The organism is Ottowia sp. SB7-C50 (genome assembly GCF_033110285.1).
In the GTDB taxonomy this organism is placed as follows: Bacteria; Pseudomonadota; Gammaproteobacteria; order Burkholderiales; family Burkholderiaceae_C; genus Ottowia.
The window spans coordinates 867,706-885,485 of record NZ_CP136995.1 but is presented as its reverse complement, the minus strand read 5'-3'; the positions used below and the strand labels follow the sequence as shown (position 1 = coordinate 885,485).

General features: G+C 68.5%; 14 protein-coding genes and 1 pseudogene. 3 read left to right on the top strand and 12 right to left on the bottom strand.

Annotation, left to right across the window (positions count from 1 at the left end):
* Positions 1 to 113 precede the first annotated feature (113 nt).
* The 12 genes and pseudogenes from R0D99_RS04255 to R0D99_RS04200 all read right to left on the bottom strand — a co-directional run bounded on the left by R0D99_RS04255 (position 114) and on the right by R0D99_RS04200 (position 14,967).
* A complete protein-coding gene (locus R0D99_RS04255) occupies positions 114 to 857 on the bottom strand; it encodes a lysophospholipid acyltransferase family protein (protein ID WP_317750139.1) in 744 nt (247 codons plus the stop codon).
* The gene (locus R0D99_RS04250; RefSeq protein WP_317750138.1) at positions 854 to 2,164 is read right to left on the bottom strand and encodes a dihydroorotase; all 1,311 of its coding nucleotides are present in this window, start codon (positions 2,162 to 2,164) and stop codon (positions 854 to 856) included. The genes R0D99_RS04255 and R0D99_RS04250 overlap by 4 nt, the downstream gene beginning before the upstream one ends.
* A gap of 334 nt (positions 2,165 to 2,498) precedes the next feature.
* Positions 2,499 to 3,461 carry an aspartate carbamoyltransferase catalytic subunit gene (locus R0D99_RS04245; RefSeq protein WP_317750137.1) on the bottom strand — a complete coding sequence of 321 codons (963 nt, stop codon included), beginning with the start codon at positions 3,459 to 3,461 and terminating at the stop codon, positions 2,499 to 2,501.
* Between the two features lie 5 nt (positions 3,462 to 3,466).
* Positions 3,467 to 3,983 (bottom strand): annotated as a pseudogene (gene pyrR, locus R0D99_RS04240) (bifunctional pyr operon transcriptional regulator/uracil phosphoribosyltransferase PyrR).
* Positions 3,980 to 4,402 (bottom strand): Holliday junction resolvase RuvX, encoded by a 423-nt coding sequence (gene ruvX, locus R0D99_RS04235; RefSeq protein ID WP_317750136.1) that lies wholly within the window; start codon positions 4,400 to 4,402, stop codon positions 3,980 to 3,982. Before ruvX ends, pyrR begins: the two are co-directional and overlap by 4 nt.
* Positions 4,402 to 5,001, bottom strand: coding sequence for a YqgE/AlgH family protein (locus R0D99_RS04230; RefSeq protein ID WP_317750134.1), 600 nt, complete (start codon positions 4,999 to 5,001; stop codon positions 4,402 to 4,404). Before R0D99_RS04230 ends, ruvX begins: the two co-directional genes overlap by 1 nt.
* 39 nt (positions 5,002 to 5,040) lie before the next feature.
* Positions 5,041 to 11,073, bottom strand: a complete 6,033-nt coding sequence (locus R0D99_RS04225; RefSeq protein WP_317750133.1) for an Hpt domain-containing protein — start codon at positions 11,071 to 11,073, stop codon at positions 5,041 to 5,043.
* A gap of 83 nt (positions 11,074 to 11,156) precedes the next feature.
* A complete protein-coding gene (locus tag R0D99_RS04220; protein WP_317750132.1) occupies positions 11,157 to 13,406 on the bottom strand; it encodes a methyl-accepting chemotaxis protein in 2,250 nt (749 codons plus the stop codon).
* 25 nt (positions 13,407 to 13,431) lie between these two features.
* Positions 13,432 to 13,965 (bottom strand): chemotaxis protein CheW, encoded by a 534-nt coding sequence (locus R0D99_RS04215; protein ID WP_317750131.1) that lies wholly within the window; start codon positions 13,963 to 13,965, stop codon positions 13,432 to 13,434.
* A gap of 4 nt (positions 13,966 to 13,969) precedes the next feature.
* Positions 13,970 to 14,335: a response regulator gene (locus R0D99_RS04210; protein WP_317750129.1), complete on the bottom strand. Its 366-nt coding sequence runs from the start codon at positions 14,333 to 14,335 to the stop codon at positions 13,970 to 13,972.
* Positions 14,335 to 14,721, bottom strand: a complete 387-nt coding sequence (locus tag R0D99_RS04205; RefSeq protein ID WP_317750128.1) for a response regulator — start codon at positions 14,719 to 14,721, stop codon at positions 14,335 to 14,337. The genes R0D99_RS04210 and R0D99_RS04205 overlap by 1 nt, the downstream gene beginning before the upstream one ends.
* Before the next feature lie 75 nt (positions 14,722 to 14,796).
* Positions 14,797 to 14,967: a rubredoxin gene (locus tag R0D99_RS04200; RefSeq protein WP_317750126.1), complete on the bottom strand. Its 171-nt coding sequence runs from the start codon at positions 14,965 to 14,967 to the stop codon at positions 14,797 to 14,799.
* A 97-nt stretch (positions 14,968 to 15,064) separates the two neighbouring features.
* On the opposite strand from R0D99_RS04200, the gene thiD reads away from it, so the two are divergent.
* From thiD to R0D99_RS04185, 3 genes are all read left to right on the top strand, one after another.
* Entirely contained in the window at positions 15,065 to 16,003 is a 939-nt protein-coding gene (gene thiD, locus R0D99_RS04195; RefSeq protein WP_317750124.1) for a bifunctional hydroxymethylpyrimidine kinase/phosphomethylpyrimidine kinase, read from the top strand.
* On the top strand, positions 15,987 to 17,294 hold the full coding sequence (gene hemL, locus R0D99_RS04190) for a glutamate-1-semialdehyde 2,1-aminomutase (RefSeq protein WP_317750123.1): 1,308 nt from the start codon (positions 15,987 to 15,989) through the stop codon (positions 17,292 to 17,294). The genes thiD and hemL overlap by 17 nt, the downstream gene beginning before the upstream one ends.
* A gap of 110 nt (positions 17,295 to 17,404) precedes the next feature.
* Entirely contained in the window at positions 17,405 to 17,668 is a 264-nt protein-coding gene (locus R0D99_RS04185; RefSeq protein ID WP_317750122.1) for a hypothetical protein, read from the top strand.
* Positions 17,669 to 17,780 lie beyond the last annotated feature (112 nt).

Below are 17,780 nucleotides of genomic sequence, written 5' to 3'. Positions count from 1 at the left end.
TGCCGGTACGAGGCGTGCTGGGGTTTCAAGCCCATTTCGCTGGCGTCGCTTAGGGATGGTGCGCCAGCCACTATCAAAACATGAGCAATGTAGGGCGGGCACTTGTGCCCGCCCTACGGCTGCGGCGACCGCAAGGCGCCCACCGCCTCCCGCAACGCCGCCGCCCATTCGCGCCGCTCACGCCCGTCGGGCGATTGCGGCGCGCCATAGGTGACGACGGCGCGCAGGCCGGGCGTGGTCAGCGTGCGCCACACCGATTCCAGCAGCGTCTGGTCGCCGATGTACATGGGCGCCGTGCTCATGCGGCCGTCGCGCCGATCGATGAACTGCAGCGCCACCGGCATCACGGGCGCGGGCGCCGAGATCGCCGCCTGGATCAGGTTGGCATGAAACGGCAGCAGCGTCAGTCCATCGCTGGTGGTGCCTTCGGGAAACACCGCCACCACCTCGCCGCGCGCCAGTGCGTCGCGCATATGGTGCACCACGCGCAGCGCGTCGCGGCGTGAATCGCGCGCGATGTACAGCGTGCCCGCGCCCGTCGCCATGGGGCCGATGACCGGCCAGCGCTGCACGTCGGCCTTGGACACGAAGCGGCAGAAGCCCGCCGCGTGCAGCACCAGGATGTCGAGCCACGAGATGTGGTTGGACACCAGCAGCAGCGGCCCGCGCGCCGGTGCCTGGCCGTTGACCTGCAGGTCGATGCGCCACAGGCGCAGGAACTGGCGCGCCCATTGCTGAACCCGCGCCTCCCGTTCGGCCTGCGGCAGGGTCGGAAAGCGCGTGCGAATGGTCCACCAACCGCGCGCGATGTGCGCACCGCCGCGCAGCAGCAGCCACAGGGCCGTGACGGCCTTCACTCGCCGTGGGCCAGGTGGCCGCCGACCAGGGTGCAACGCACGCGACCGGTCATTTCGTGGCCTGCGAAGGGCGTGTGCTTGCCCTGGCTGTGCAGTTCGGCCGGCGCGACGACCCAGCGCGCTTCGGGGTCGAAGAGGCACAGGTCGGCCACGCCGCCTTCGACCAGCCGGCCGCAGCTGGCGGCCAGGGTGCCCAGTGCGCCGCCCAGCACGCGCGCCGGCGCGCTCGTCACGCTGGCCAGCGCACGCTGCAGGCCGGGGCCATTGGCGTGCAAGCCCCATTTCAGTGCCAGCGGCAGCAGCAGCTCGAGCCCGCTGGCGCCGGGCTCGGCTTCGGCAAAGGGCAGCTGCTTGGCATCGTTGTCGACAGGCGAATGGTCGGACACCAGCGCGTCGATGGTGCCGTCGGCCAGCGCCTCGGCCAGCGCGTCGCGGTCGCGCTGCTGGCGCAGCGGCGGGTTCAGCCGCGCGTTGCTGTCGTAATGGCCGATGTCGTGGTCGATCAGGTGCAGCGAGTTGATGCTGACATCGGCCGTCACCGGCAGGCCATCGGCCTTGGCCTGGCGCAGCAACTGCACGCCCGCCGCGCTGGACAGCCGGCACAGGTGGACGCGCGCGCGCGTGGCCGCCCCGCCCATGGCGTGCAGCAGCTCGAACAGGGTGTGTAGCGCAATCGTTTCGGCGGCCGCCGGCACGCCCGACAGGCCCATGCGCATGGCCAGCGGCCCGCTGGCGGCCACGCCGGTGCCCAGCCAGGGGTCGATGGGGCGCAGCCACACGGCGTAGCCAAAGGTGGCAGCGTACTGCAGCGCGCGTTGCAGCACCTGCGTGTTGACGATGGGCGACTCGGCCTGACCGAAGGCCACGCAGCCGGCGTCGGTCAGTTGGCCCATCTCGGTCAGCACCTCGCCCTTCAGGCCGCGGGTGAGTGCGCCCTGCGGAAACACACGCGCCTGGTGCAGGCGCTCGGCCCGGGTCTTGAGCATTTCGACCAGGCCCGGCTCATCGAGCACCGGGTCGGTGTCGGGCGGGCAGACCAGGCTGGTCACGCCGCCGGCGACGGCCGCCGCCATTTCGCTTTCGAGCATGCGGGCGTGTTCGTGCCCTGGCTCGCGCAGGCGCGCGGTCAGATCGACCAGGCCGGGCAGCACCCAGCAGCCTTGCGCGTCGATGGTGCGCGTGGGCTTGAAGTCGGCCGGCAGTTTGCCGATGCCGAGGAGGCGGCCGGCGGCGACCGCCACGTCGGCCACCTCGTCGCGCCCCGAAGCGGGGTCGATCACGCGGCCGTGCTGGATCAGGATTTTCATGGTGGATGAGTCAAATCAGGCATTGGCGCTTGTGGGGCAAGCGGGGACAGCTCTGGTTTTGGGAGCAATTCTTGAATGCAAGAGGCGCGAACGGTTTGCACAGGTCGCAGAAGAAGATGGCTGATTGATCTCTGAAACTGACGCGCTCTGCGGCTTCGTCATTCCCGCGAAGGCGGGAATCCATGTCTCGGTCGACCACCGTGGCCCGCACGACGACGAGTGGATTCCCGCCTTCGCGGGAATGACGGTGCGGGCAAGCCAAAGGACTTCTCTGCGTCTTCTGCGCAACCTCTGCGTGCTCTGCGTTCGGCTGTTCATGGCAGTTCGCCGCCTTTCAAGCCTCATTCCCCGCCACGATGCTCAGCACCGCCATGCGCACGGCGATGCCGAAGGTGACCTGCGGCAGGATCACGCTTTGCCGGCCGTCGACGACCTGTGAATCGATCTCGACGCCGCGGTTGATCGGCCCCGGGTGCATCACGATGGCGTCGGGCTTGGCCCAACGCAGGCGCTCGGGCGTGAGGCCGAAGCTCTGGAAGAACTCCTGGCTGGACGGCAGCAGCGCACCGCTCATGCGCTCGTTCTGCAGGCGCAGCATGATCACGACGTCGGCGTCGCGGATGCCTTCTTCGAGCGTATGGCACACGCGCACGCCCATGGGGCCAAAGTCGCCCGGCACCAGCGTGCGCGGGCCGACCACGCGCACTTCGGCCGCGCCCAGCGTGGTCAGCGCGTGGATGTCGCTGCGCGCCACGCGCGAATGCAGCACGTCGCCGACGATGGCCACCACCAGGTTGCTGAAGTCCTTCTTGTAGTGGCGGATGGTGTACATGTCGAGCAGCCCCTGCGTGGGGTGCGCGTGGCGGCCGTCGCCCGCGTTGACGACGTGTACGTGCGGCGCCACGTGCTGCGACAGCAGGTAGGGCGCGCCGCTTTCGGAATGGCGCACGACGAAGATGTCGGCCGCCATGGCGGACAGGTTGGCCACCGTGTCCAGCAGCGATTCGCCCTTGGCGGTGGACGAGCGCGCGATGTCGAGCGTGTAGACGTCGGCCGACAGGCGCGTGGCGGCGATGTCGAAGGTGGTGCGGGTGCGGGTGGAGTTCTCGAAGAACAGGTTAAACACGCTCTTGCCGCGCAGCAGCGGCACTTTCTTGACCTCGCGCTCGCTCACGCCAACGAACTGCGCGGCGGTGTCGAGGATGTGCGTGAGCATGTCGCGCGGCAGACCTTCGGTACTGAGCAGGTGGATCAGCTCGCCGTGCCGGTTGAGTTGCGGATTGCGTCGTGCCAGCATGGACGTCACTCCTTGTGGGTGATGCTGAAGCTGAACGCGTCGTCGTCGCCCCGCGCCAGCCGCAGCGACTGCGCGGCCGGCAGCGTCAGGCGCGCGGCCGCCACTTCGGCCGCCACGGGCAGTTGGCGGCCACCGCGGTCGACCAGCACCGCCAGCCGCACGCGGGCCGGGCGCCCGTAGTCGAACAGCTCGTTGACCACGGCGCGGATGGTGCGGCCGGTGTAGAGCACGTCGTCGAGCAGCAGGATGTCGGCGCCGTCGATCTCGAAGGGCAGCGCGGTCTGGCCACTGGCCGCCAGGCCGCGCTTGGCATAGTCGTCGCGGTGCATGGCCGACGAGATCGCGCCGGCCTCGCCCGGCAGGCCCAGGTCGCGCTGCATGCGCCGCGCCAGCCACTGGCCGCCCGAGACAATGCCGACCAGCCGCGTGTCGGCGGTCAGCAGGGGGGCGCACCGCGCGCAGCAATTCGGCGTACAGCGCCTCGGCATCGAGCGCCAGCGCGCTGCCGTGGGTGGAACTCATGGAAGACTCCTCAGAAACTGCTCAAGAATGATGGCGGCCGCGGCGGCGTCGGCGTCGCGTGCGCCCGCGGCATGCGCCTCTGTCGTGCTGTAGCGCTCGTCCACTTCATACACCGGCAGGCCGAAGCGACCGCGCAACTGGCGTGCGAATTTGCGCGCGCGCGCCGTGTTTTCGTGTGCGGCGCCGTCGGGATGCAGCGGCACGCCCACCACCAGCGCGTCGGGCTGCCATTCGGCCAGCCGACTTTCGATGGGCGCCCAGCGCGCGTCGCCCTCGGCGCGGATGGTGGGCTGCGGCGTGGCGGTGCGGGTCAGCCGGTTGCCGACCGCCACGCCGGTGCGCTTGAGCCCGAAATCGAAAGCCAGAAAACTGCCAAGGCGGGCGGGGACGTCAAGCGGCGCGGGCAGGTCGGCGGGCATCAGGCGTGCCCTATGTCGGGCGACAGCATCCAGGATTCGAGCCCCAGCAGCCGCAGCGCCTGGTCGTAGCGCTGCTCGACCGGCGCATCGAAGACGAGGTCGGCATTGGCATCCACCGTAAGCCAGCTGTTGCGCGCGATTTCCGACTCCAACTGCCCTTCGCCCCAGGACGAATAGCCCAGCGTGATAAGCACGCGCCGCGGGCCGCCGCCGGACGACATGGCCTCCAGCACGTCCCGCGAGGTCGTCATTTCGAGCCCGCCCGGCACCGTCAGGGTGGAGGCGTAGATGGACTGGTCGGCCGGCAGGCCTTCGGCCAGGATCGGATCGTGCAGCACGAAACCGCGCTCGGTCTGCAGCGGGCCGCCATGGAACACCGGCTGCCCGCCCAGGTCAGGCCGCGCCAGGGGCAACTCGACCCGCTCGAACAGATCCGCCAGGCTGATCCCGCCCGGCTTGTTGATGATCAGGCCCAGCGCCCCGCGCTCGCTGTGTTCGCAGATGTAGACCACACTGCGCTGGAAGGTGTCATCGTCCATGCCGGGCATGGCGATCAGGAAGTGGTTTGTCAGGTTGATCGGCTGCACATCATCGGCCATGGCCCGATTTTACCGGCCATGGCAGGCGCAGGCTGCCGATCAGACGGCGGCCCGGCCGGCCCTGGCGCGCACGTAGCCCTTGATGAGGCCGAGCAGCTCGTCTTCGGCGTACGGCTTGCCCAGGTAATGGTCGACGCCCAGGTCACGCGCGTGCTCGCGGTGCTTTTCAGCGATGCGCGAGGTGATCATGATGACCGGCAGGTCGCTCAGCTGGCTGTCGGCGCGGATGTTGCGCACGAAGTCGAAGCCGTCCATGCGCGGCATTTCGATGTCGGACAGCACCACGACGGGCCGTTCGCCCTGCAGCTTTTCGAGGCCCTGCAAGCCATCGGCGGCCAGCGCCACGCGGTAGCCTTCGCGCTGCAGCAGGCGCTGCGTGACGCGGCGCACGGTGATGGAATCGTCGACCACAAGCACCAGCGGAATGTCCGACGCCGCGGTGAACGCCACGGGCGCGGCCGGCGCATCGGCATCGCCTGCGCGCTCGGGCGCGGGCGCATCGCTCGCGCGTGCACCCAGCGCGCGGGCCTCGGCCCCGTAGATGGCCGCCAGCACCACGGGGTTGTAGATGAGCGCCACCGCACCCGAGGCCAGCGCCGTGATGGCCACCAGCCCAGGCAGGCGCGACAGCTGCGGCCCCAGCGACTTCACCACCACTTCCTGGTTGCCCAGCACTTCGTCGACGTGTACGGCCACGCGCTGGTCGGCCGAGCGGAAGATGACCACCGGCGTGGTGCGGCCGGGCGGCTCGACGCTGCGCGCCGAACTTTGCAGCAGCGCCCCAGCCCAGATGAACGGCAATGGTTCGTCGCCATAGCGGTAGGTGCCGCTGCCATAGGCCTGCTGCAGGTCGGCGGCGCTGGCGCGCTGCACGATCTCGACCAGATTGGACGGCACGCCCACCGCGAGCGAGCCCGCGCGCAGCATGACCACGTGCGTCACCGCCGTGGTGAGCGGCAGCACCAGGCGGAAGCTGGTGCCGTGGCCGGGTCGGGTCTGCGTCTCGATGCGGCCGCCAAGCGCCTGCACCTCGCTGCGCACCACGTCCATGCCGACGCCGCGGCCGGCCAGCTCGGTGATTTCGGTGGCGGTGGTCAGGCCCGGCAGGAACACCAGGTTGGCCGTTTCCGCATCGGTGAGCGGCTGATCGGCCTGGATCAGGCCCGATTGCAGGGCACGTTCGCGGATGCGCGCCAGGTTGAGGCCCGCGCCGTCGTCGCGGAATTCAACCGAGACGTCGTTGCCGGACTGCTGCACGTCGATCTGGATCTGACCCACGGCGTCCTTGCCGCTGTCGACACGCGCGGACTGCGGCTCGATGCCATGCACCACGCAATTGCGCAACAGGTGCTCGAATGCCGGCACCATGCGCTCCAGGATGCCGCGGTCCATTTCGATGCTGCCGCCGGCGATGTCCAGCCGCACCGGCTTGCCGGTTTCCTTCGACACATAACGCACCACGCGGTACAGGCGCTCGGACAGCCCTTCGAACTCGACCATGCGCGTGCGCAGCAAATCGCGCTGCAGCTCGCGCGATTGCCGCGCCTGGGCCGCCAGGTCGTCCTCGCTGGCCTCGACGGCGCGCTGCAGACTGCGCTGCACGGTGGCCACGTCGTTGACCGACTCGGCCATCATGCGGGTCAGCTCCTGCATGCGGGTGAAGCGGTCGAACTCCAGCGGGTCAAAGCCCTGCTGCGTGTCCTTGCTGAGTGCCAGCCGCGACTGCATCTGCGTCTCGGCCTGCAGTTCGACGTCGCGCAGCTGGCCGCGCAGGCGCTCGAGGTTGCCGGTGAGGTCGCCCAGCGAGCCACGCAACTGACTCATCTCGGTTTCCAGCCGCGCGCGCGAGGTGACGACCTCGCCCGCCTGCGACACCAGGCGGTCGAGCAGTTGCGAGCGCACCCGCACCGCCTGGCTGGCAGCCGCACGTGCCGAGGTCAGCACCAGTGGCGCCGGCAGGGCCACGTCACCGCGTGCCACGCCGGCTTGATGGGCTGCAGCGACATCGGCCGCAGGCGACGCCGCATCCTCCGGCGCCGGCACCGGTAATTCGGCCGCCGCCTGCGGCACGCCCGCGGTGGCGGAGAGCGGCGCGGCCTCGCCTGCGGATTGCAGGTGACGCAAGCCCCCTTCCAGCTCGTCCAGGTGATCGAGCAAGGGCGCCAGATCGGCCGAGCCGATCTGCTGTTCGCTGCCGATGGCTTCGATCTCGGATTCCGTGCGATGCGCCATTTCGCCCAACCGTAAGGCCCCGGCCAAGCGTGCGCTGCCCTTCAGCGTGTGCAGCACGCGCAGCACCTGCGCACGCGCCTCGCGTTGGTCAGGGTGCGCCACCCATTGGCGCAGCGCGGTGCCCAGTTGCGGCAGCAGTTCTTCGGCCTCTTCCTCAAAGATGGGGAACAGGTCCGGATCGACCGCATCGGTGACGTCGATGTCATCGGCAATCGAGCGGGCACGGGGCGCGGTGTCGGGCACCGCCGATTCGGCGATGGCGGGCGCCGGCCGTGGCTGCGCGATGTCGAAGATGGCGGTGGTCGTCCCATCGGGCTGCGCAGGCGCGGCAACGCTGTCAGCGGGCTGGGTCGGCTCCAGCGCCTGAACGGCCGCCAGGGTATCGGCGTGCGGCGCCTTGAGCATGCCGGCCGCGAACTGATGGAGCACGCGGCGAATGTCTTCGGCCGCGTCGGACAGCACCTTCGCCTGCTCGGGCGTGCCACGTGGCTGGCCATGCAGGCGCTGCAAGGCATGTTCCACCGCGCGCGCCAGATCCGACAGCGCCACGAAACCTACCGTCGCCGAACTGCCGGCCAGCGAGTGCGCCCGCGCGATGGCGCGCTCGGGCACGGGCTGATCGAGTTCCAGCGCCCATTCCGACAGCTCGGTGATCAGCTGGCGCGACCATTCGTCCGCTTCGTTCAGATAAACGTTGTAGAGCGGCGTGCTGATGCGCAGGTCGCCAATTTGCCGGTACAGGTCGGCATCGCCGGCGGCCAGCGCGTCACCGTCCGCCGCATCCGACACTGGCGGCGGGGCGACAGCCGGAGGTTCAGCCGTCGCTTCGGTAGAAGCCTGCGGCGCAGCGATGTCGTGCGCTGCCGGCGAGTGGCTCAGGAGTTGGAGCGGCTCGGCCTCGGTCGGACGATGATCCGGCGCCGCGGGCGGGGGTGGCAGCGCCAGGTCGGGAAAATCCGCGAAAGTGGCGGCGTCGAGCGCCAGTGCAACCACTTCTGCCGCCGGTTCAGGCGCCAGGGACAGCGTCGTCGCATCGAGCTCTACCACCTCCGGCAACGCAAGGTCGCTGTCCGTGCTCAGTTCGGCATCGGAGAGGTCCCATTCGAACATTTCGATGGCCTCGGCCACTGGCACCTCATCGGGCACCGCCGATACCACCTCGTCATCCACAGGCGTATCCGTCAGTTCCGCACCGTCCAGCTCCAGATCCGGCAGGTCAAAGGACGCGAGGGCTTGCGGGGCATCGGTCACGCCAGGCGCGTCGAGACGGCTCGCCGGGAAGGCGTCCACATAGCCTACCTGTTCCGTCAGCACATTCGTCGCATCATCCGGGCCCCAGCGCAAGGGCAGGCGCCGACCCTCCAGTCGCAGCGCATCGGCGGCGACCGAAAACGGCTCGGCGCTCCAGTCCGAGCTGCCATGGGTCGCGATGTCCTGCACCCAGGCGTCGAAGCCGCGCATCGCGTCGGCCGCCAGCGAGCGCACGTCTTCCGTCACGGGCTTCTCATCTGCCAGCCACGCGTTCATCATGCGCTCCATGGACCAGGCCGCCTCGCCAAACTGCGCCAGGCCCACCATGCGCGAGCTGCCCTTGAGCGTGTGGAACGCCCGGCGCAGCGCCGTTTGCTGCGCCATGTCGCCAGGCTCGCTGCCCAGCGCCTCAATCGCTTCACTGCCGCCCTGCACCACCTCGCGTGCTTCATCGAGGAAGATGTCGAGCAGGTCGTCGTCCTGCAGGTCGTCGTCACCCGGCGCGGTCGCCGCGGTGGGTTCAGGTGCGGTCACAGGCACGCTGGCCGTGGCCTCGAGAGCCTCCAGCGCGCCCGTCAGTTCCGCGGTGTCGCGCGCGCGCGCGGCCTCCGCGGCGCGTTGTGCGACCTGCGCCAGCTGCGGCTTTTCATCCAGCGCCGCCCGGGTGGCGATCTGGTCCAGTTGACCGAGCATCGCTGCGTGCGGCTGGGTCGTGTCGGGCAGCTCGGTCGACGGCTTGACCTCTGGCGGCACGTCGTCGATGTCGAGCGCCATGTCCACGGTGCCCGTGTCGAAGGCGGGCGGCACGGCCACGGCAGAACCGCCCAGGCGCCCGGACACATGCCGCAACTCGCCCGCGGCGGCGTCGTACACGAACAACCGGCGTGCGAGCATGGGCTGGTAAGCCAGCATGTCGATCTGAAAGCCCAGGGCGCCCAGGCTGTTGCCCAGCCGTTCGAAGGTGCCCGCCGCGCGGGCGGGCTCGACGTCCGCATCCTGCAACAGAAACTCGCTCACCGCATCGCGCATGTGGCCGACCGCGGTGGCGGCCTGATCAAGCCCCAGCACCGACAGCACGCCCCGCATCTGGCCCATGAGGCCGGGCACGGGCGCGAGCGGGCCGGTGTCCGCCGGGTGGCGGAAGAACTGGTCCAGGTGCTGCTCGACCTGGCTCAGCGTGACGCGCAGCTCACCCACCACCGTGCCCATGGTCTGGCGATCGCTCACGCGGCGATACAGATCCTCCATCCACGGCTCAAGGGGCGGCGCCACGGCGCCCTCGCGCACCGAATCCAGGCGCTGCGCCAGCTGGCGCATGCGCGTGGCAAAGGCAGGGTCGCCGGGCCGGAAGTCGGCAAACGAGGCTTCGAGGAACAGCACCGCGGTCGCCATCTCCATGGCAAGTTCGGGATGGGGCGCCTTGCCCGACTGCGCAATGTGCTCCGCCGTCTGGTTGAGCACTTCTGCCAGCGGTCGGCCTTGCTCATGCAGCTTCTCGAGCGATTCGGCCACCAGGCCGAACTGGTCGACGCACGCTTTCATGCGCGTCAGATCACCGCCGGCCAGCACGGACCAGTTTTCCTTGACCTGCTCGATCCGCCGCCGGGCCTGGACCAGCAGCGACGGGTCATACAGGCCGAAGGTGGACTCGTCGTAGCGCGCAGGAGGTTCACGGTCCAGCGACCAGGCCTTTCGCACGCCCGCCAATGCGGGTGCATCAGACGGCGCCGATGGGGCGGCCTGGCCGCAGAAAAACAGGAGGTCGTGCGCCAGGCGCTCCGACACGCCCTGATCACCGCGCGCCAGCGAGGCGAATTGCAGCAGCACGCGTGACGCGGCGCGCTTGGCATACAGATCGACGGGAATCAGCGCCTGGCCCAGCGCCTCGAAAAAACCCGCTGACAGCTTCCAGAAAATGGCGGGCTGGCGGGCGCTTTCGCCTTGCGCCAGCCCCAGGCTGATCATGCTGAGTTCGGACGCCGCATTCAGATCGTCGTGCTTCATCAGCTTGAGCACGCGCTGATCCAGGCGCCCGCGGACCTCGGGGCTGTATGCCAACGGGTGCGCCGCGGCGGGCACCACGGGGTCAATCCACCGCCAGGGCACAGTCGACAGGTCGGCTGGATGAATCCGGTCCGCGCCGGCCATTTCCTGGACTTGCTTGAATTGGGGAAACAGCCCCAGCGCCGGGCGCGGGCGCTCACCCAACTGCGCGTCCAGGTATTCGATCAAGGCGAAGCCAGCGCGCTCCAGCGTCTGCGCGGCGCTTTCGGTGCATTGCTCGGGATGCGTGACAAAGCGCTGCGCCGCGCCTTCCATCGCACGCACCATCTGGGCAGGCACCGATTGCCCCACCATCTCCAGCGCGCCGACCACCTGATGCAACTGCTGGCGCGCCACGCGCAAGGTGCTGGCGTCGATCGAAGTCAGATCGACGCCGCGCGCGGCTTCGGCGTCGTGGGCAAAGCGCTTGATGGCTCGGCTGGCCGATTCGATGGACTTGCGCGATTCATCCAGCACCCAGGCCAGCGGGCCCAGGTCGGTGGCGGGAGCGCCATCTGTTGCGCTGTGTTCGGCGGACTGGCTCATCACCATGACTTCATGCACTCCAGACGCGTTCTGCAAAAGGCAGGCCCCAGCAGGGTGCCGCGGGCACTGCCCTCATCGGCCGCTCAGGCAATCTTGAATCGGGCCACCGACTGCCGCAGTTCATCGGCCATGCGCGCCAGATCACGAACCTGGTTGGCGGTGGAGCGCGTGCTCTCGCCGGTCTGTTCGGTCACGGCGAAGATGTGCTGGATGTTGCCCGCCACCTCGTTGGCCTGATCGGCCTCCTTGGACGCAGAGGCGGAAATCTGCTCGATCAGTTCGGCCAGACGGCGCGACACGCGGTCGATCTCGGACAGCGCGGTACCTGCGTTGTCGGACAGTCGCGCGCCCTCGACCACGCCCTGCGTCGAGCGCTCCATGGCGGCCACGGCGCCTTGGGTGTCAGTCTGAATGGCCTTCACCAGCGCCGCGATCTGCCGCGTGGCGTCGCCCGAACGTTCGGCCAGCCGCTGCACTTCCTCGGCCACCACCGAGAAACCGCGCCCGGCTTCGCCGGCCGACGCGGCCTGGATGGCCGCGTTGAGCGCCAGCACGTTGGTCTGCTCGGTAATGTCTGCAATCAGTTCGGTGATTTCGCCGATCTCCTGCGAGGATTCGCCGAGGCGCTTGATGCGCTTGGACGTTTCCTGAATCTGGTCGCGGATCGCGTTCATGCCGCCGATGGCGTTCTGCACCGCGGCCAGACCGGTTTCAGCGGCCTCGCGCGACTGCCGCGCCACCGAGGCCGATTCCTGCGCCTGTGCCGACACGTCGTTGATGCGCGCCGCCATGTCGAGCACCGACTGGCCGGTTTCACGGATCTCACGCAGCTGTTCGGTCGAGGTGGCCAGCAGTTCGGTCGACGTCGTTTCGACCTTTGAAGTGGTCTGGGCGACCCGGGTCGCGGTGCTCTGCACGTTGCCCACCAGCGAGCGCAGTTCTTCCACCGTGTAGTTCACCGAGTCGGCGATGGCACCCGTGATGTCCTCGGTCACGGTGGCTTCCTGCGTCAGGTCGCCCTCGGCCACCGTCTGCAATTCGTTCATCAGCCGCAGAATCGCCGCCTGGTTGGCGTCGTTGACGCGTTTGCCTTCCTGTTGCTGCAATTCGGCTGCGTGGCGCTGCTGTTCGGCCAGTTGCTGGCGCTGGCGGCTCTCCCGCAGTTGCACGTAGGCCAGGCCCGCGGCGGCCAGCAGCGCCAGCGCCGCCGGCACCAGCAGCATCAGCAGGCCCGTGAAGCCCAGGCCCGACACGCCCGCCAGCCTTTCCTGCAGGGCTTCGAGTTCCTTGCGCAGGGGTTCGCTGTCGGCCACGATGGAAGTCTGCGCCTCGCGCGCCGACACCAGGCCCTGCAGGTTGCCGAGGATGCCACCGGCCTGGGTGCGCGTTTCCTCGTACATCTTCAACAGTTCGTTCAGGCGCTCGCGCGTCTGCTCATCGCGCACGCGCGACAGCCGCAGCTCCGCGCTGCCGTCCAGCAGCCCCTGCGCGACGTCCTTGAAGGAATTCAGGTCCTTGCCGAGCAGGAACACGGCCTCGGGACTCACGCCCTCCATGGTCAGGAATTCGTTGGCCGACTTGCCGATGCGCTGCGTCAGCATCACCAGCTGACCGGCGGCGGAAATTTCGGAGGCCGGTGCGTTCTGCTGCAGCTTCAGCGACGATACGGTTTCGGCCAGTTCCAGCAGGTCGGACGACTGGCGGCTGACCGAGCGCAGGGCCGAGCCCACCTCCGTCAGCGTCTTCTGCTGGCCCATCACGGTGGCGGCGTTCTTGTTGGCGCGCTCGACCAGAGGCAGGATCTTGCCCATCTCGGTGCTGTACGCCTCGCCCAGCGCCGGGATGGTCGCGCTGCCGGACTGCAGGCCCTGCACGTTGCCCGACAGCGCCGCAGCGCTTTCCTTCAGTTCCGGAAAGGCCTCGGCATTGCCGATCAGCGCCTGCGACACCGATTTCGCCAGCCGCTGCGACTGCATCAGCGACTGACCGACGGCCGCCACCTGTTGCGAGCCCTTGCCGGTCTGCGAGACCGTCAGATACACCATCAACGCCAGGGCCAGCAGCGACAGCGCCAGCAGTATCGACAGCAGGCGCTGGTGCACGGCCGCGGTGCGCGAACCCAGCAGTGGCACGGCGAAGGCTTCGTCGGCGGGTACGGCCGGCGCGTTCGGCTGGTCCACGCCCAAGCCCAGGCCAGTGCTGTCCGCCATCACGGGCGATTCATGGCTCACCGGCGCCAACGAGGCCACCGTCAGTTCTTCATGTCGCGGGACGTTGTCGCCTTCCACCGGGGATGCCGACGGCGTTTTCTTGAGCAGATCGGAAGTGGCCATGTTGCAAACCTTGAGAAAACGGGGTTCAAGCACCGACGCTGAGAAACGAAGGGTGCTGGGACAGAAGCTGGAGATTCAATTCCTGCCACGGCCGATCGTCCAGATCCGTGTAGCGGTGGCCAAAGTAGTTGGGCGCGCCCTCGTCGGCGGGCCCCGAGGACACAAACGCCTCTCGCGTGCGCAGCCCCAGCAGGCGATCGACCAGCAGCGCACAGTGCGCTTCGAGCAGCGGATTCAGTGCCACCAGGCGGCATTGCGAGGTTTCGCTGTCGTTCCGCACGCGGGGCGTGCCGCGCTCGCTGATGAAGGCCGCCAGATCGATCACCCCCGAAAGCGACCCCCTCAGGTTGGCCACGCCCATAAACCACGGCTGGACATAGGGCACGCGCTGCACGTCGGTCCAGGAAAAGATTTCGCCGGCATGGCTCAAGGGGAACAGCAGGCGCGCCGCGCCGGCTTCCACCGCCAGCCACGACGCCGTGACGCCCACGGTGCGTGCCGACTGCAGCCGCTCGGCCAGCCGGCTCTGAAACTCGCGCAGGGCTTGCTTGGACGACATGCGATCAGCCAAGCGCCTTGATCTTGCCGAGCAGTTCGGCCTGGTCCACCGGCTTGGTGACGTAGTCGCGCGCGCCCTGCCGCATGCCCCACACCCGGTCGGTTTCCTGGTTCTTGCTGGTGCACATGATGATGGGCACGCCCGCGTAGCGCGGGTCGCGCGAGATGCCGCGCGTCAGCTGAAAGCCGTTCTGGCCGGGCATCACTACGTCCATCAGGATCAGGTCGGGCCGCGACTGCTCCATGCGGCGCAGCGCGTCTTCGCCGTTCTCGGCCGTGACGACGGTGTAGCCCGCCTTCCGGAGCATGTCGCCCAGGTACAGCAGTTCGGTCTTCGAATCGTCCACGATCAGCACGTTGCGAATCGGCATCACACGGCTCCTTCGGCAGCGGCGCCAAACTGCTGCACCGCCTGCAGCAACTGGCTCTTGGTGAATGGCTTGGTGAGGTAATCCTGCGAGCCCACCATGCGGCCGCGCGCCTTGTCGAACACGCCGTCCTTGGACGACAGCATCACCACCGGCGTGGATGCGAACTTTTCGTTGCGCTTGATGATGGCGCAGGTCTGATATCCATCCAACCGCGGCATCAGGATGTCGCAGAAGATCAGGTCGGGCTGCGTGTCGTTGACCTTGGCCAGCGCATCGAATCCGTCCTCGGCCAGCATCACTTCGTGACCGCCCTGCTTGAGAAATATCTCGGCGCTGCGCCGAATGGTGTTGCTGTCGTCGATGACGAGCACTCGCCTTGATGTCATGACCCCTCGCGACTCTGCGTGCGGGCCGCGTGCGGCCCCTTCCGTCCTACAGATCGATCACCCGCGTGCGGGCCATCAGATCTGCACCATTTCGAAATCTTCCTTCCTGGCCCCGCATTCGGGACAAGTCCAGTTCATGGGCACCTGCTCCCACGGCGTGCCGGGCGCGATACCATGGTCGGGTGCGCCTTCGGACTCGTCGTACAGCCAGCCGCAAATCAGGCACATCCAAGTTTTCATATTCATCACAGCTTAGGTCGCGCGTCCTTAAAATGCAAATGATTGTATCTGCGGGGTATGCAGCACACCGGTTGGTGTCGCGCCCGATGTCCTATTTGAGCCCATGACCCGCAGCAGTGCGTCCGATCCGTCGCGCGATAACGACAACGCCGGGGTGTCAGAAGAAAACGACACCCTGCCCTGCGTACTGAGCTTCAACGCCAGCGACCCGACCGGTGCCGGCGGCGCGAGCAGCGACGCCATGGTCATCGCCTCCATCGGCGCGCATGCGCTGCCGGTAGTCACGGGCGTGTACGTGCGCGACACGCGCGAGATCCACAGCCACATGGCGCTCGACGACAGCGCCGTGGCCGAACAGGCGGCGGCTGTCGCGGAAGACATCCCCATCCACGCCATCAAGGTGGGCTTTCTCGGCGGCGCCGAGGCGGTTTCGCAGGTGGCCGCCTTCGCCTCCGACTACCCAACGGTGCCGCTCATCGCCTACCTGCCCGACCTGTCGTGGTGGGACGAGCATGAAATCGATACCTATCTCGACGCCTTCCGCGAGCTGCTGCTGCCGCAGACGGCGGTGCTGGTGGGCAACAACACGACGCTGCGGCACTGGCTGCTGCCCGAATCGGCCACCGACCGCCGCGCGCGCCCGGTCGACCTGGCGCGCGCCGCTGCCGACGCGGGTGTGTCCTATGTGCTGATCACCGGCGCGCCCACGCCGGGCGACCAAGTGGGCAACGTGCTGGCCACGCCGCAGGCCGAACTCTTCAGCCAGAGCTTCGAACGCATCGACGCCGGCTTTCTCGGCGCGGGCGATATCCTGTCGGCCGCACTGACCGCGCTGATCGCCACCGGCTCCGAATTGACGGACGCGGTGGGTGAAGCGCTGCAATACCTCGATCAGGCGCTGGACCACGGGTTTCGGCCCGGCATGGGTCGCGCCGTGGCCGACCGCCTGTTCTGGGCCGATTCCGGGCCGGACGACGACACGAGGGACGGCGAACAAACCCTCATCGACATTCCCCACCCCTCCAATGAAACCAAGCACTGACCTGAACGAAACCCTGATGGCGCGCGCGCGCCAGGTGATTCCTGGCGGCGTCAACTCGCCGGTACGGGCGTTTCGCGCCGTGGGCGGCACGCCGCGCTTCGTGCAGCGCGCCGAAGGCGCCTATTTCTGGGACGCCAATGGCACCCGCTACATCGACTACATCGGCTCCTGGGGCCCCATGATCCTGGGCCACGGCCACCCCGCCGTGCTCGAAGCCGTGCAGAAGGCCGCCGTCGAGGGCTTTTCGTATGGCGCGCCGACCGAGCGCGAGATCGAATTGGCCGAGGAAATCCTCTCGCTGGTGCCCAGCATGGAGATGCTGCGCCTGGTCAGCAGCGGCACGGAGGCCGGCATGACGGCGATCCGACTGGCGCGCGGCGCCACCGGGCGCAACAAGATCATCAAGTTCGAGGGCTGCTACCACGGCCACGCCGACGCGCTGCTGGTCAAGGCCGGCTCGGGGCTGGCCACCTTCGGCAACCCGACCAGCGCCGGCGTGCCGCCCGACGTGGTGCAGCACACGCTGGTGCTCGAATACAACAACGTCACGCAGCTCGAAGAAGCCTTTGCACTGCACGGCGTCCAGATCGCCGGCCTGATCATCGAGCCGATTGCCGGCAACATGAACTTCGTGCGCGCCAGTGTCGAATTCACCCGCCGCTGCCGCGAGCTGTGCACGCAGCATGGCGCGCTGCTGATCTACGACGAAGTCATGACCGGCTGCCGCGTGGCGCTGGGCAGCGCGCAAAGCGTCTACGCCCAGGCCATCCCCGGCTTCGAGCCCGACATCACCGTGATGGGCAAGGTCATCGGCGGCGGCATGCCGCTGGCGGCCTTCGGCGGCAAGCGCGCGGTGATGGAGCAACTGGCGCCGCTCGGCCCGGTCTATCAGGCCGGCACCTTGTCGGGCAACCCGGTGGCCACCGCATGCGGGCTGGCCACGCTGCGCGAAATCAGGAAGCCCGGCTTCTTCGACGCGCTGAGCGCCCGCACGCGCCGCCTCGTCGACGGCCTGAAGGCCGAGGCCGCGCAGGCCGGCGTGCCTTTCAGCGCGGACTGCGAGGGCGGCATGTTCGGCTTCTTCCTGCTGCCCGAGCTGCCGCAGAACTACACGCAGGTGATGAAGACCGACGGCACGCGCTTCAACCAGCTGTTCCATGGCCTGCTGGACCGTGGTGTCTACATCGCGCCGGCGCTGTACGAGGCCGGCTTCGTCAGCGGCGCCCATACCGATGCCGACATCGACGCCACGCTGTCCGCGTTCCGCGACGCGCTGGCGCCGCTGCGCTGAGGCCCGGACGTGCTCTGCACCACGGCTCGCCGCCCCACTTGACGACCGGTTGAGCCGTTGCGCGTCGGCTCGTTTAGCATGTGCGTCTACCCTTCCATGGAGCGATGCCCTTGACCAAGCTCACCCTGACCCTGTCCGCCGCCCTGGTGTTGCTGCCGCTGGCCGCCGAAGCGCGAAGCACCAAGCCGCGTGCTCCGCGCGCGCAGGCCGACGTCAGCGCGCCGGCGCAGCCGCGCGAAGTCGATCTGAGTACGCTGAAAACCACCGAATACGGCACCACGGCGCGCCGCCCGCTGTGGCAGGCCAACCCGGCCCACACCTACGACGCGCGTGGCGTCGACTGCACGCTGTACCCTGCGCGCTGCCGGCGTTGATCCGCCGGGGCCCACCGCGTGGCGCCCCCAAGCGGGTGCGGGCGACGCTGAAGGAGTCCTGTGACGGCTGGCGCTGTGGTTTGCGATGGGCTGCAAGACGCGAACCGCAACC

Bases quoted from the DNA above. Each gene is read 5' to 3' on its own strand.
- R0D99_RS04250 (WP_317750138.1), bottom strand. From the start codon at position 2,164: ATGAAAATCCTGATCCAGCACGGCCGCGTGATCGACCCCGCTTCGGGG.
- R0D99_RS04245 (WP_317750137.1), bottom strand. From the start codon at position 3,461: ATGCTGGCACGACGCAATCCGCAACTCAACCGGCACGGCGAGCTGATC.
- ruvX (WP_317750136.1), bottom strand. From the start codon at position 4,402: ATGCCCGCCGACCTGCCCGCGCCGCTTGACGTCCCCGCCCGCCTTGGC.
- R0D99_RS04230 (WP_317750134.1), bottom strand. From the start codon at position 5,001: ATGGCCGATGATGTGCAGCCGATCAACCTGACAAACCACTTCCTGATC.
- R0D99_RS04225 (WP_317750133.1), bottom strand. From the start codon at position 11,073: ATGAGCCAGTCCGCCGAACACAGCGCAACAGATGGCGCTCCCGCCACC.
- R0D99_RS04220 (WP_317750132.1), bottom strand. From the start codon at position 13,406: ATGGCCACTTCCGATCTGCTCAAGAAAACGCCGTCGGCATCCCCGGTG.
- R0D99_RS04215 (WP_317750131.1), bottom strand. From the start codon at position 13,965: ATGTCGTCCAAGCAAGCCCTGCGCGAGTTTCAGAGCCGGCTGGCCGAG.
- R0D99_RS04210 (WP_317750129.1), bottom strand. From the start codon at position 14,335: ATGCCGATTCGCAACGTGCTGATCGTGGACGATTCGAAGACCGAACTG.
- R0D99_RS04205 (WP_317750128.1), bottom strand. From the start codon at position 14,721: ATGACATCAAGGCGAGTGCTCGTCATCGACGACAGCAACACCATTCGG.
- R0D99_RS04200 (WP_317750126.1), bottom strand. From the start codon at position 14,967: ATGAATATGAAAACTTGGATGTGCCTGATTTGCGGCTGGCTGTACGAC.
- thiD (WP_317750124.1), top strand. From the start codon at position 15,065: ATGACCCGCAGCAGTGCGTCCGATCCGTCGCGCGATAACGACAACGCC.
- hemL (WP_317750123.1), top strand. From the start codon at position 15,987: ATGAAACCAAGCACTGACCTGAACGAAACCCTGATGGCGCGCGCGCGC.